The sequence below is a fragment of the Serratia sp. CY27727 genome (assembly GCF_052169275.1).
Lineage (GTDB): Bacteria > Pseudomonadota > Gammaproteobacteria > Enterobacterales > Enterobacteriaceae > Serratia > Serratia sarumanii.
The window spans coordinates 219,327-232,486 of sequence record NZ_JBJNLB010000002.1 but is presented as its reverse complement, the minus strand read 5'-3'; the positions used below and the strand labels follow the sequence as shown (position 1 = coordinate 232,486).

11 protein-coding genes are annotated in these 13,160 nt (G+C 60.5%); 5 read left to right on the top strand and 6 right to left on the bottom strand.

What is annotated here, in order from left to right; translation table 11 throughout:
- Positions 1 to 435 precede the first annotated feature (435 nt).
- The 3 genes from nrdA (at position 436) to yfaE (ending at position 4,186) form a co-directional block, all read left to right on the top strand.
- Positions 436 to 2,724 carry a class 1a ribonucleoside-diphosphate reductase subunit alpha gene (nrdA, locus tag ACJ8HB_RS06020; RefSeq protein ID WP_033635301.1) on the top strand — a complete coding sequence of 763 codons (2,289 nt, stop codon included), beginning with the start codon at positions 436 to 438 and terminating at the stop codon, positions 2,722 to 2,724.
- A gap of 67 nt (positions 2,725 to 2,791) precedes the next feature.
- Positions 2,792 to 3,922 carry a class Ia ribonucleoside-diphosphate reductase subunit beta gene (gene nrdB, locus ACJ8HB_RS06015; protein ID WP_047571232.1) on the top strand — a complete coding sequence of 377 codons (1,131 nt, stop codon included), beginning with the start codon at positions 2,792 to 2,794 and terminating at the stop codon, positions 3,920 to 3,922.
- A 3-nt stretch (positions 3,923 to 3,925) separates the two neighbouring features.
- On the top strand, positions 3,926 to 4,186 hold the full coding sequence (yfaE, locus tag ACJ8HB_RS06010; RefSeq protein ID WP_047571230.1) for a class I ribonucleotide reductase maintenance protein YfaE: 261 nt from the start codon (positions 3,926 to 3,928) through the stop codon (positions 4,184 to 4,186).
- Positions 4,187 to 4,245: 59 nt separating this feature from the next.
- Here the strand turns inward: yfaE and ACJ8HB_RS06005 are convergent, their stop codons facing one another.
- Positions 4,246 to 4,398, bottom strand: a complete 153-nt coding sequence (locus ACJ8HB_RS06005) for a Hok/Gef family protein (protein WP_033648029.1) — start codon at positions 4,396 to 4,398, stop codon at positions 4,246 to 4,248.
- Positions 4,399 to 4,887: 489 nt separating this feature from the next.
- Positions 4,888 to 6,084 carry a nicotinamide mononucleotide deamidase-related protein YfaY gene (locus ACJ8HB_RS06000; protein WP_047571228.1) on the bottom strand — a complete coding sequence of 399 codons (1,197 nt, stop codon included), beginning with the start codon at positions 6,082 to 6,084 and terminating at the stop codon, positions 4,888 to 4,890.
- Between the two features lie 245 nt (positions 6,085 to 6,329).
- On the opposite strand from ACJ8HB_RS06000, the gene tyrP reads away from it, so the two are divergent.
- Positions 6,330 to 7,538 (top strand): tyrosine transporter TyrP, encoded by a 1,209-nt coding sequence (gene tyrP / locus ACJ8HB_RS05995; protein WP_033653776.1) that lies wholly within the window; start codon positions 6,330 to 6,332, stop codon positions 7,536 to 7,538.
- 47 nt (positions 7,539 to 7,585) lie between these two features.
- Here the strand turns inward: tyrP and ACJ8HB_RS05990 are convergent, their stop codons facing one another.
- The gene (locus ACJ8HB_RS05990) at positions 7,586 to 8,125 is read right to left on the bottom strand and encodes a YfaZ family outer membrane protein (RefSeq protein ID WP_004935943.1); all 540 of its coding nucleotides are present in this window, start codon (positions 8,123 to 8,125) and stop codon (positions 7,586 to 7,588) included.
- 338 nt (positions 8,126 to 8,463) lie between these two features.
- On the opposite strand from ACJ8HB_RS05990, the gene katA reads away from it, so the two are divergent.
- Positions 8,464 to 9,900, top strand: coding sequence for a catalase KatA (gene katA, locus ACJ8HB_RS05985; protein WP_047571225.1), 1,437 nt, complete (start codon positions 8,464 to 8,466; stop codon positions 9,898 to 9,900).
- Positions 9,901 to 9,943: 43 nt separating this feature from the next.
- On the opposite strand, the gene menE is transcribed toward katA, so the two are convergent.
- Genes menE through menB form a run of 3 tightly spaced genes read right to left on the bottom strand, consistent with a single transcriptional unit; the run spans position 9,944 to position 13,157 of the window.
- Entirely contained in the window at positions 9,944 to 11,329 is a 1,386-nt protein-coding gene (gene menE, locus ACJ8HB_RS05980) for an o-succinylbenzoate--CoA ligase (protein WP_060427559.1), read from the bottom strand.
- Positions 11,317 to 12,300 carry an o-succinylbenzoate synthase gene (gene menC, locus ACJ8HB_RS05975; protein WP_047571224.1) on the bottom strand — a complete coding sequence of 328 codons (984 nt, stop codon included), beginning with the start codon at positions 12,298 to 12,300 and terminating at the stop codon, positions 11,317 to 11,319. Before menC ends, menE begins: the two co-directional genes overlap by 13 nt.
- Entirely contained in the window at positions 12,300 to 13,157 is an 858-nt protein-coding gene (gene menB, locus ACJ8HB_RS05970; RefSeq protein WP_033635308.1) for a 1,4-dihydroxy-2-naphthoyl-CoA synthase, read from the bottom strand. The genes menC and menB overlap by 1 nt, the downstream gene beginning before the upstream one ends.
- Positions 13,158 to 13,160: the final 3 nt, after the last annotated feature.

Genomic DNA, 13,160 nt, shown 5'->3' with positions numbered 1-13,160 from the left:
CTGTAAACCGCGCCGGCTCTGCATTACCGGGGGGCGGCGCCGTTGGCGTATTCGGAAAAATACCTAATTTCCGCGATTTCGCTCAAAATACCCGTTGTAAACAGTTTTTTAGAATATTAAAACAGATCAATATGCCGTTTTTTTCTAACGTTTAATAAAGCGCCAAACGATCGATTTTTTCAGTTTTTCAGTAAAATCTGATCGCGCTTATTGACAAGCTTGTCGCGCCAGTCACGGCGCGCACTGCGAACGGCAAGTTACATTTCACCCCCAAGTTATCCACAAATTAGGCCGGTTTTGTTCACTTGCAAACGCCGTTTTTTCTCACTATCTTGTTACCTCACCGACATACAACCCCTATATATAGTGTTTACATACTGAGCAGAGCGACTACACTTCTGCTTAGGGGCACCATACGGACAGGTAAAACACCACATGAACCAAAGTCTGCTTGTAACTAAACGCGATGGCCGTAAAGAGCGCATCAATCTCGACAAAATCCACCGGGTCATCGATTGGGCCGCAGAGGGATTACACAACGTCTCGGTTTCTCAAGTAGAGTTGCGTTCACACATTCAGTTTTATGACGGCATCAAAACCGCCGACATTCACGAAACCATCATCAAAGCCGCAGCCGATCTGATCTCCCGCGATGCGCCGGACTATCAGTACCTGGCCGCTCGCCTGGCGATCTTCCACCTGCGTAAAAAGGCTTATGGCCAGTTCGAGCCGCCGAAGCTGCACGCTCACGTGACGCGCATGGTCGAGATGGGCAAATACGATAAGCATCTGCTGGAAGACTACAGCGCTGAAGAGTTCGAGCAGATGGATTCCTTTATCGATCACTGGCGCGACATGAACTTCTCTTATGCCGCCGTCAAGCAGCTGGAAGGCAAGTATCTGGTGCAGAACCGCGTCAGCGGCGAGATTTACGAAAGCGCCCAGTTCCTGTACATGCTGGTGTCCGCTTGCCTGTTCTCCAACTACCCGCGTGAAACCCGTCTGGACTACGTCAAACGTTTCTACGACGCGATTTCCACCTTCAAGATTTCGCTGCCTACGCCGATCATGTCCGGCGTGCGCACCCCAACCCGCCAGTTCAGCTCCTGCGTGCTGATCGAGTGCGGCGACAGCCTGGATTCCATCAACGCCACCTCCAGCGCCATTGTGAAATACGTTTCGCAGCGCGCCGGCATCGGCATCAACGCCGGCCGCATCCGCGCGCTGGGCAGCCCGATCCGCGGCGGTGAAGCCTTCCATACCGGCTGTATTCCGTTCTACAAACACTTCCAGACCGCCGTCAAATCCTGCTCGCAGGGCGGCGTGCGCGGTGGCGCAGCAACGCTGTTCTACCCGATGTGGCACCTGGAAGTGGAAAGCCTGCTGGTGTTGAAAAACAACCGTGGCGTTGAAGGCAACCGCGTGCGTCACATGGACTACGGCGTGCAGCTGAACCGCCTGATGTACCAGCGTCTGATCAAGGGCGAAGACATCACCCTGTTCAGCCCGTCCGACGTGCCGGGGCTGTACGACGCGTTCTTCGCCGATCAGGACGAATTCGAACGCCTGTACACCCAGTACGAGAAAGACGACAGCATTCGCCAGAAGCGCGTGAAAGCGGTTGAGCTGTTCTCGCTGATGATGCAAGAGCGCGCCTCTACCGGCCGCATCTACATCCAGAACGTCGACCACTGCAACACCCACAGCCCGTTCGATCCGCAGATCGCGCCGGTGCGTCAGTCCAACCTGTGCCTGGAAATCGCCCTGCCGACCAAGCCGCTGGAAGACGTCAACGACGAAAACGGCGAGATCGCGCTGTGCACCCTGTCGGCCTTCAACCTGGGCGCGATCGACAGCCTGGACGATCTGGAAGAGCTGGCGACCCTGGCGGTGCGCTCACTCGACGCCCTGCTGGATTACCAGGATTATCCGATCAAGGCCGCGCACCGTGGCGCGATGGGCCGCCGCACCCTGGGCATCGGCGTTATCAACTTCGCCTATTACCTGGCGAAGAACGGCGTGCGCTACTCCGACGGCAGCGCCAACAACCTGACGCACAAAACGTTCGAAGCCATTCAGTACTACCTGCTGAAAGCCTCCAACCGCCTGGCTCAGGAACAAGGCGCTTGCCCGTGGTTCAAAGAGACCACTTATTCGCAGGGTATCCTGCCGATCGACACTTACAAGAAAGACCTGGATGCGGTCTGCAGCGAGCCGCTGCACTACGACTGGGAAACCCTGCGTAAAGAGATCCAGGAAACCGGCCTGCGCAACTCGACCCTGTCTGCGCTGATGCCATCGGAAACCTCTTCGCAGATTTCCAACGCCACCAACGGCATCGAGCCGCCGCGCGGCCACATCAGCATCAAGGCGTCGAAAGACGGCATCCTGCGCCAGGTGGTGCCGGAGTATGAGCGTCTGAAAGACAACTACGAGCTGCTGTGGGAAATGCCGAGCAACGACGGCTATCTGCAGCTGGTGGGGCTGATGCAGAAATTCATCGACCAGTCGATTTCGGCCAACACCAACTACGATCCGACCCGCTTCCCGGGCGGCAAGGTGCCGATGAAGCAGCTGTTGAAAGACCTGCTCACCACCTACAAGTTCGGCGTGAAAACGCTGTACTACCAAAACACCCGCGACGGTGCGGAAGACGCCCAGGAAGATTTGCAGCCTGCCAAGGCCGGCGATGACGACTGCGAAAGCGGCGCCTGCAAGATCTAAAGTTTGACCTAGCGGGCCGGAATTTTCCGGCCCCTTCATTTAGCCACGTTACGATGGATTCAGGCTTATGGCTTACACCACTTTTTCTCAGACCAAAAACGACCAGCTGCAAGAGCCAATGTTCTTCGGCCAGTCGGTAAACGTTGCGCGTTTCGACCAGCAAAAGCATGAAATCTTCGAAAAGCTGATCGAAAAACAGCTCTCCTTCTTCTGGCGCCCGGAAGAAGTTGACGTCTCCCGCGATCGCATCGATTACCAGGCGCTGCCGGAGCACGAGAAGCATATCTTCATCAGCAACCTGAAGTATCAGACGCTGCTGGATTCCATCCAGGGCCGCAGCCCGAACGTCGCTCTGCTGCCGCTGATCTCGATCCCTGAGCTGGAAACCTGGGTGGAAACCTGGTCATTCTCCGAGACCATCCACTCCCGTTCTTACACCCACATCATCCGCAATATCGTCAACGATCCGGCGCTGGTGTTCGACGACATCGTCACCAACGAAGAGATCAAAAAGCGCGCGAAAGACATCTCCGGCTACTACGACGATCTGATCGAGATGACCAGCTACTATCACCTGCTGGGTGAAGGCTCCCACCAGGTGAACGGTAAAACCGTCACCGTCAATCTGCGCGCGCTGAAGAAACAGCTGTACCTGTGCCTGATGAGCGTGAACGCGCTGGAAGCGATCCGCTTCTACGTCAGCTTCGCCTGCTCCTTCGCGTTCGCCGAGCGCGAACTGATGGAAGGCAACGCCAAAATCATCAAGCTGATCGCCCGCGACGAAGCGCTGCACCTGACCGGCACCCAGCACATGCTGAACCTGATGCGTTCCGGCGCCGACGATCCGGAAATGGCGGAGATCGCCGAGGAATGCCAACAGCAGTGCTACGATCTGTTCGTGCTGGCTGCCCAGCAGGAAAAAGAGTGGGCGGAATACCTGTTCCGCGACGGCTCGATGATTGGCCTGAACAAAGACATCCTGTGCCAGTATGTGGAGTACATCACCAATATCCGCATGCAGGCGGTCGGCCTCGGTCTGCCGTTCGAAACCCGCTCCAACCCGATCCCGTGGATCAACGCCTGGCTGGTGTCCGACAACGTGCAGGTGGCGCCGCAGGAAGTGGAAGTGAGCTCCTACCTGGTTGGCCAGATCGACTCGGAGATCAACGCCGACGACCTGAGCGACTTCGAACTGTAAGCGATGGCGACGCCAATCGTAACGCTGCGCTCCGCCGGCACGCAGCTCTCCTGCCCCAACAGTGAAAGCTGCCTGCTCGACGTGCTGGAGTTGCACGACGTGCAGGTGGAGTACCAATGCCGCTCCGGCTATTGCGGCGCCTGCCGCCTGAAGCTGGTGAAAGGCGAAGTGGCCTACCGCCAACAGCCGCTGGCGTTTATCAACGCCGGCGAGATCCTGCCCTGCTGCTGTATGCCGCTGACGGATATCGAGCTGGAAATGTAAAGTCGGGTGCCGGAAACCGCGCCTGGAGACCAGAAGGCGGGGTTGCCCCCGCCCTATGATTACCGCTTCACCTCACACGCCAACCTGATCAGGATAGTGATATTTTCCTGGTAGATTTTCAGCTCGCACAACGAGTCTCTTATCATCCAGATAAATAACAAAACCGTAATACATACAACGGTTAGCGAATGAAGCACATGCCTTAAGCGCATGCTTGCCTCCTTGCTGTGAAGGGGCTACCATAACGGTGTCTAGGCGTTAGGGCAGCCCCATTCTGATTGAGAGTCAGTTTGGGGCTTTCATCTATCCGCCTTGTCACACAATGCCCAAGACGAACAGTCTCAAGCACCCGCCAAAAGAGTAACAGCATTCCCTCGCCGCGAATATCCCCTATAAGATTATGATTAATCAGGGATATATAACTATCCTCAAAGTATTTCGCTTAACGCCCCTTTCCTGCCGACGCGGAAAAATAACACGCCGGGGGATCGCCAAAGGCTTTGCGAAACATGGAGATAAAATTACTCGGCGAGGCATATCCCAGCGTTTCCGCGATCTGCAGTACGGTTTCGCCGCGCAGGCGCTCAAGGACTATGGTGCAAGATCCGCAAACGCGGGGCGCGGCGGCGATACACCTTTCACGTCTGGCGTCCGAACGGCTGCAGCAAATCCGTGACGCCGGCAACTCGGCGCCATGACCGTCACTCGATAATTTCCACCACCTCCAGCCAGGCGTTTTTACCGCACGCCTGGCCCCCATTCAGCCAGCGGCGCAGCATATCCAGCGCCAGCATCGCCACCGACTCCTGCCGCAGCCGCAGGCCGTGGCGCGACGCACGATAACGCACCGTCTGGCCAATCCCGCCGCGCGGCGTATGCAGCGCAATGCTCACCTGATCGTCGCACATGGCGCTGACCGCCAACACCAACGGCGCGCCGGTCAATTCCGCCAGCGAGCGGGCGCGCGCCAGCGTGGTTTCCAGCGTTTCGATGCAGTGCGCCGGCAGCAGTTCTCCCCCCGCCAGCGGCGCTCCTTCGCTCTGCAACTGCAGATTGATCAACCCGGCGCTGAACTGCTCGCTCAACGCCAGCTTCAGCCCTTGCTGATTCAGGCGATGTGTCAGCGTCGCCGGCAACCCGATAGTGCCTTCAAAGATGCAGTTGTCCCCCGCCACCTCGCGCACGCGCCGCCAGGCCAGCTCCATTTCCGCACGCCGGCTTTCCGGCCCGGTCAGCTTCAGCTCGATGATCGGGCTGGAGGAACGGTAACCCAGCACCACATCCGGCGGCAGCGGCATACCGTCCAGCTCGGCGGCCAGATCGCTCTCGGAGGTGCCGAAGGTGGTCAGGCGCAGGCAGAGCGGCGGCGTCGGCAAGGTGAAGCGCTGGCGCAGACGCGGCACGATCTGCTGTTCGACCATCACTTTGAATTCCGACGGCACGCCGGGGGTGAAGAACATCTGACATCGGTTCAGCTGCAGCGCGAACCCGCAGGCGGTGCCCACCGGGTTATCCAGCATTTCCGCGTTGGCCGGGATCTGCGCCTGCTTGCGGTTGGAAGGGGCCATCGGCCGCCCGCGCTCGGCGAAATAGGCTTCCATGCGCGCCAGCCAGTCGGCCCGTTCAACCAGCTCTACGCCACAGGCTTTGGCGGCGGCCAGCGCGCTGAGATCGTCGCTGGTCGGCCCCAGGCCGCCGTTGACGATCAGCACATCGGCGATATGGCTTCGTTCCTGCAGGATCTCGATCAACGCAGAGAGGCTGTCCCCGACCGTTTCACGCCCGCTCATCGGCACCCCCTGCTGGAACAGGTAGTCCGCCAGCCAGGCGGCGTTGGTATCAATAATTTGCCCGTGCAGCACCTCATCGCCGGTGCTGAGCATCTCCACCCTTAACATTGATCTCTCCCACATTTTTTGGTCATTCCACTATAGAAGCCCGTAAATAACTTTTCACTAGCCGCCTGCGGATAATTTCAGCCATGGGCCCGTTCCTCATGTGCCATGCAGCTCGCCGCAATGTAAATATTAATGTACATCATGCGTAACGTCGGTTTGACACAAATTAGGGCTTCCACTATCCTGCCATCCTCATAAATCGTTACCTATAATTTTCAAAATCTTTCGGTTGGTAGAGAAAAAACGTGAAGAATCGCACTCTTGGCAGTGTTTTTATCGTGGCGGGTACCACCATTGGCGCCGGGATGCTGGCGATGCCGCTGGCGGCGGCCGGCGTCGGCTTCGGCGTCACGCTGGCCTTACTGGTCGGGCTGTGGCTGTTGATGTGTTACACCGCGCTGCTGCTGGTAGAGGTTTACCAGCATGAGCAGGCGGATACCGGTCTGGGCACCCTCGCCAAACGTTATCTTGGCGGCGGCGGCCAGTGGCTGACCAGCTTTAGCATGATGTTCCTGATGTACGCCCTCACCGCCGCCTACATCAGCGGCGCCGGCGAACTGCTCGCCACCAGCATCAGCCAGTGGACGTCGCAGGACTTCCCGGTGTCGCTCGGCGTTCTGCTGTTCACCCTGGTGGCCGGCGGCGTGGTATGCATCGGTACCCACTCGGTCGATTTGTTCAACCGCATCCTGTTCAGCGCCAAAGTGGTATTTCTGGTGGTGATGCTAGGCCTGATGTTGCCGAATATCCACCAAACCAACCTGATGACGCTGCCGCTGGAGCAAGGCCTGGCGCTGTCGGCTATTCCGGTGATCTTCACCTCTTTCGGCTTCCACGGCAGCGTGCCGAGCATCGTCAACTATATGGGCGGCAACATTCGCAAACTGCGCTGGGTGTTTATCATCGGCAGCGCTATCCCGCTGATGGCCTACATCTTCTGGCAGTTGGCAACGCTGGGCAGCATCAGCTCCGACACCTTCGTCGGCATTCTGGCGCAGCAGGCCGGGCTGAACGGTTTGTTGCAGGCGGTGCGCGACGCGGTGGCTTCGCCGCACGTTGAACTGGCGGTGCACCTGTTCGCCGATCTGGCGCTGGCGACCTCGTTCCTCGGCGTCGCGCTCGGGCTGTTCGATTTCCTGGCCGACCTGTTCAAGCGGCAAGACAACGTGCGTGGCCGCCTGCAAACCGGCGCCATCACCTTCTTGCCGCCGCTGGCCTTTGCGCTGTTCTATCCGCGCGGCTTCGTGCTGGCGCTAGGATTCGCCGCCATTGCCTTGTCGGTGTTGGCGCTGCTGTTGCCTTCACTGCTGGTGTGGAAAACGCGCAAAAAACATCAGGCGCAGTATCGCGTCTGGGGCGGTACGCCGGCGCTGGCGTTGGTGTTTGTCTGCGGGGTGACGGTGATCGCCATTCAACTGGGCATCGCCAGCGGCATGCTGCCGGCGGTAGGGTAAGCGGAACAGAAAGAACAAAGGGGCCTGAAGGCCCCTTTTTCACAGCGTCAGAAGCTCAGACCCACGCCGACGTAAGGGCCATCGGCCAGCGTGTTGTCGCGACGCCCGTCTTTGCCTTCCATTTGCATGTAACGGTAGCCCACGTCCACGCTCAGCGGACGGAACTTCCAGCGCAGGCCGCCGCTGGCTTCGTTATAGGCTTTCACGCCGCTGGTGAAGGATTCAGGGGCAAAGTACCCTTCGCCGTGCAGGCTGAAGTAACGGTTGATCTCCCACTCCAGGCCGCCGCCCAGCGCCACCGCCCCGCCGCTCTTCCCGTCTTTCGGGCTGAGGTACAGCGCTTTGGCACCCACGGTCGCCGTCAACGGCCCCAGCGGCACGCCGAAGTTCAGCCCCACGCTGCCGACGTTACCGTCGTGGTCGCTGCGCGCCCAGTTGCCGGTCAGGCCCAGACCAGAAGAGCCGGTGCTCATGCCAACGCCCAGGTTGGTGTAGTGCTGCCCGGCTTCGCCCGACACGCTGATGGCGTTCGCCGCGCCGGTCACCAACAGCAATCCTGCCGCGCACGCGACCCAAGTCTTTTTCATCATCTTTCCCTCTGGTTTGTCATCCGTACCGAATGATCGAATCAACGCATAATAATAACGTCACGAGTCTATACCAAAGCGCAATGAGTATTTAAGGGATAAAAGCGAAAAAATTCTTCAATAATCAAATAAATGTAAATATTTGCAAACAAGATTCTATATTCGTCAAGGCAATGCCAACGATAACCGAGACCTATTTGCCGTCGCTCGGCAATAGGGCTACAACTAGTAGTGGCTTTGACCAAGGTCAGGGGAAGAAGCCCCGCCAAAGGACTATGCTGATGAACGCTTAAACCGCCCGAGTCTTTACTTAACTGCACTACGATAAGGAGCAAGTGATGAGCAAGAAAGGACTGACCACCGCAGCCGGCGCCCCGGTTGTCGATAACAATAACGTGATCACCGCAGGCAAACGCGGCCCGATGCTGTTGCAGGACGTGTGGTTCCTGGAAAAATTGGCCCACTTCGACCGTGAAGTCATCCCCGAGCGCCGCATGCACGCCAAGGGATCCGGCGCTTACGGCACCTTTACCGTCACCCACGACATCACCCGCTACACCCGCGCCAAGATCTTCTCCGAGGTCGGCAAACAGACCGACATGTTCATCCGCTTCTCCACCGTCGCCGGTGAACGCGGCGCCGCCGACGCCGAACGCGACATTCGCGGCTTCGCCATGAAGTTCTATACCGAAGAAGGCAACTGGGATTTGGTGGGTAACGATACGCCGGTGTTCTACCTGCGCGATCCGCTGAAATTCCCCGATCTCAACCACGTGGTGAAACGCGATCCGCATACCAACCTGCGCAACCCCGTCTACAAGTGGGACTTCTTCTCCCACCTGCCGGAGTCGCTGCACCAGCTGACCATTGACTTCAGCGATCGCGGCATTCCGAAATCCTATCGCCACATGCACGGCTTCGGCAGCCACACCTTCAGCTTTATCAATGCCGCCAACGAGCGTTTCTGGGTGAAATTCCACTTCCGCTGCGAGCAAGGCATTGAAAACCTGATGGATGACGAAGCGGAAGCGATCATCGCCAAGGATCGCGAAAGCTCACAGCGCGATCTGTTCGACGCGATCAAACGCGGCGACTTCCCGCGCTGGAAGCTGCAAATTCAGATCATGCCGGAACACGAAGCCTCGCAGACGCCATACAACCCGTTCGATCTGACCAAGGTGTGGCCGCACGGCGACTATCCGCTGATCGACGTCGGCTATTTCGAGCTGAACCGCAACCCCGACAACTACTTCTCCGAGGTTGAGCAGGTGGCGATGAACCCCGCCAACGTGGTGCCGGGCATCAGTTTCTCGCCGGATAAAATGCTGCAGGGCCGTCTGTTCTCCTATGGCGATGCGCACCGCTATCGCCTGGGCGTCAACCACCACCAGATCCCGGTGAACGGCGCCAAATGCCCGTTCCACAACTACCATCGCGACGGCGCGATGCGCGTGGACGGCAACAGCGGCAACGGCGCCACCTACGAACCAAACAGCTTCGGCCTGTTCCAGGAGCAGCCGGACTTCAGCGAGCCGCCGCTGAGCATTGAGGGCGCGGCCGACCACTGGAACCATCGTGAAGACGACGATTACTACAGCCAGCCACGCGCGCTGTTCAACCTGCTGAGCGCCGAAGAGCACCAGCGCATGTTCACCCGCATCGCCGGCGAACTGTCGCAGGTGCCGGAGCAAATCCAGCGCCGTCAGGTCGAGCTGTTCACCAAGGTGCACCCGGACTACGGCGCCGGCGTCGCCAGGGCGCTGGGGCTGAAATAACCCCCTGCCGTCATCCACTCAGCCGCCCTTTCGGGCGGCTTTTTTATGCCTGAGAGAGGCGCTGCGCCACCCATTGCTGCAACTGGCGGCGCGAAATCTTGATGCCGCCGTTTTTCAGCTCGTCAGGCAGCGGGAGCAACGCCGCCGGGCGTTGGAAATTGGCCAGCTTGTCCTGCGACCAGGCGAGCAACGCCGCCAGCGACAGCGACGGATCGCCGTCGATTACCGCCACCGGCCGCTGGCCGAACTCGGCGTCCGCCGCCGGCACCACAAACACCTGCGAGATCTGCGGGTGCGCCGCCAACACGCGTTCGATATCCTCCGGCTGCACCCCTTCGCCTCCGCTGAAAAACAGGTTGTCCAGCCGGCCCAAAATGCGCAGTTCCCCCTCGGCCATCGCGCCGCGATCGCGGGTCGCGAACCAGCCCTGTGCATCCGCCAGCGGCTGCAGCTGGCCATGACGCCAGTAGCCGAGCGCCAGGCTGTCGGCGCGGATCCAGACCTCTTCGTCCACCAGTTTTACCTCGCGGCCGCTGAGTGGCAGGCCGACGCCCGGCCGCGCATCGGCGCGCTTGGCGCACACCGTGGAAGCCAGTTCGGTCAGCCCATAGCCGCACCAGCAGCGGATCCCCGCCGCTTCCGCCCGTTCGGTCAGCTCCACCGGGATCATGGCGCCGCCGAGCAGCACCTCTTTCAGCGTCATGCCCGTCAGCGGTTGCGCCAGCAGCCGCCAGAGCTGTGTCGGCACCAGCGAGGCGTGCGTGCATCCCGCCAACGCCTCGGCCAGCGGATGCATCTCGCGCACCGCCAGCCGCGCCCCCGCCGCCAGCCAGCGCCAGACGATACCCTGGCCGGAGACGTGAAACAGCGGCAGTGACAGCAGCCAGCAATCCTCGCGCTGAAAATCCATCAGCCGCAACACCCCGGCGGCGCTGGCCAGATGATTGGCGTAGCTGTGCGCCGCCGCTTTCGGCAGGCCGCTGGAGCCCGAGGTCAGCGTCAGCGTCGCCAGACGTTGCGCATCCCACATCGGCAGGTTCGGCCAGCGCGGCTCGGTCGAGGGCGGCGTCAATCGAATCACCTCTTCCGGCAGCGCCGGCAACGGATCCGGGCCGAAGGCAAAGATGATGTCCAATTCGGGTAACAGCTGTGCCAGCAGCGGCGTCGGCAAGGCAGGATTGAGCGGCAACAGGCGTGCGCCGCATTGCAGCAGCGCCAGATAGGCCAACAGCAGCGGGTAGCTGTTTTTACCGCACAGCGCCACGCCGCAGCCCGGCTCCACGCCCTGGTGCTGGAAGTCCGCCGCCAGCTCATCCACCTGGCCTTGCAACGCCAGCCAACTCAGCGGCCGCGCGCCAAGCAGCAGCGCCGTCGCCTGCGGTTGAAGGCGCGCCCAGTGCCGCCATGGCCAATCGCTTAACGGCGCCATAGGCACTCCAGCGCCGAGGCATCCAGCAGCGGCAATGCGCTACCCGGCCAAGGCCGCAGCACCTGCGCCTGCATCAACCCCAGCGTGTCCAGCCCCGGCACGGTGTCCGGCGTCAGCCAGCGGGCGATGCGCGCCAGCTGGGTTAATCCCAGGCTGGACTCGATGCTGGAACTGATCACCGCCGTCAGCCCCGCCGCATGTGCCTGCGCCACCAGCGCCTGGCAGCGCGCCAGGCTGCCGACCAGCGTCGGCTTGATCACGATAGCCGCCACGCCCGGCTCGGCCTGCACCACAAAGTCCGCCTCGCGCACGCTCTCATCCCAGGCGATGGCGATGCCGGTCGCCCGGGCGAAATCGCGCGATTCATCACGGGTCTTGCAGGGCTCTTCCAAAAAGGCAATGCGATCTCGCCACGCCGGGTTGACGTATTTGGCGAAGCCGTCGGCTTTGGCGCGGGTCCAGCTGCGGTTGGCGTCCAGCCGCAGCCGCAGATCCGGCAGCGCCTCCAGCAGCACGTTGACGATCATGCCGTCGCGCACGGCCTCATACAGCCCCACCTTCACCTTGGCAACTTTCTCGCCCGGCAAGGCGTTCAATGTCTCGAACAGCTCATCCGGATCGCCGGTACACAGCGGCGCCTTGCGGAAATCCGCCTGCGTTGGCAAGCGCTGCTGCAGCTCGGCCTGCGCGCAGCTGAGCCCAAAGGCCACCGAAGGCAGCGCGCTGTCATCCGGTTCGTTGCCCGCCAACCAGGCCTGCAGCCAGTCCAACGCGGCCTGTTCGGCCTGCGCCAGCGTTTCCCGGCTGAATTCCGGCAGCGGCGCGATCTCGCCCCAGCCTTCACGCTCGCCCTGACGCAGCTGCACCACCCATCCGTCACGCGTTTTCAACCGCTGATTGCGCAGCACCACGCCCGCCTCCATCGGCAGGCTGTAACGGTAAAGCGCCGCGCTGCGGTTTACCCCGTTCATTACGGGTTACGCTTGAATTTGCTGAAGTCCGGCTGACGCTTCTCGTTGAACGCGTTGCGCCCTTCCTGCCCTTCGTCGGTCATGTAGAACAGCATGGTGGCGTTGCCCGCCAGCTCCTGCAAACCGGCCTGGCCGTCGCAGTCGGCGTTCAGCGCCGCCTTCAGGCAGCGCAGCGCCATCGGGCTGTTCTGCAGCATTTCGCGGCACCAGCGCACCGTCTCTTTTTCCAAATCGGCCAGCGGCACCACGGTATTGACCAGCCCCATGTCCAGCGCGGCGGCGGCATCGTACTGGCGGCACAGGAACCAGATTTCGCGCGCCTTCTTCTGGCCGACGATGCGCGCCATGTAAGACGCGCCCCAGCCGCCGTCGAACGAGCCCACTTTCGGGCCGGTCTGGCCGAAGATGGCGTTATCCGCCGCGATGGTCAGATCGCACATCATGTGCAGCACGTGGCCGCCGCCGATCGAATAGCCGGCCACCATCGCCACCACCGGTTTCGGGCAGGTGCGGATCTGGCGCTGGAAGTCCAGCACGTTGAGGTGATGCACGCCGCTGTCGTCGCGATAGCCGCCGTAATCGCCGCGCACTTTCTGATCGCCGCCGGAGCAGAAGGCCTTATCGCCGGCGCCGGTCAGAATAATGACGCCGATGCCGTCGTCGTAACGGGCGTTGGCCAGCGCGTCGATCATCTCTTTAACCGTTTGCGGGCGAAACGCGTTGCGCACCTGCGGCCGGTTAATGGTGATTTTGGCGATGCCGTCGGCGGACTTGTGATACAGAATGTCTTCGAAATCGCCGGTGCAATCCTGCCAGGCGATGGCGGCATACAGCTGTTCTTCATTCGGATAAAGCATGTT

Excerpts from the sequence above, each read along its gene's own strand:
- nrdA (WP_033635301.1), top strand. The coding sequence starts at position 436 with ATGAACCAAAGTCTGCTTGTAACTAAACGCGATGGCCGTAAAGAGCGC.
- nrdB (WP_047571232.1), top strand. The coding sequence starts at position 2,792 with ATGGCTTACACCACTTTTTCTCAGACCAAAAACGACCAGCTGCAAGAG.
- yfaE (WP_047571230.1), top strand. The coding sequence starts at position 3,926 with ATGGCGACGCCAATCGTAACGCTGCGCTCCGCCGGCACGCAGCTCTCC.
- ACJ8HB_RS06005 (WP_033648029.1), bottom strand. The coding sequence starts at position 4,398 with ATGCGCTTAAGGCATGTGCTTCATTCGCTAACCGTTGTATGTATTACG.
- ACJ8HB_RS06000 (WP_047571228.1), bottom strand. The coding sequence starts at position 6,084 with ATGTTAAGGGTGGAGATGCTCAGCACCGGCGATGAGGTGCTGCACGGG.
- ACJ8HB_RS05990 (WP_004935943.1), bottom strand. The coding sequence starts at position 8,125 with ATGAAAAAGACTTGGGTCGCGTGCGCGGCAGGATTGCTGTTGGTGACC.
- katA (WP_047571225.1), top strand. The coding sequence starts at position 8,464 with ATGAGCAAGAAAGGACTGACCACCGCAGCCGGCGCCCCGGTTGTCGAT.
- menE (WP_060427559.1), bottom strand. The coding sequence starts at position 11,329 with ATGGCGCCGTTAAGCGATTGGCCATGGCGGCACTGGGCGCGCCTTCAA.
- menC (WP_047571224.1), bottom strand. The coding sequence starts at position 12,300 with ATGAACGGGGTAAACCGCAGCGCGGCGCTTTACCGTTACAGCCTGCCG.
- menB (WP_033635308.1), bottom strand. The coding sequence starts at position 13,157 with ATGCTTTATCCGAATGAAGAACAGCTGTATGCCGCCATCGCCTGGCAG.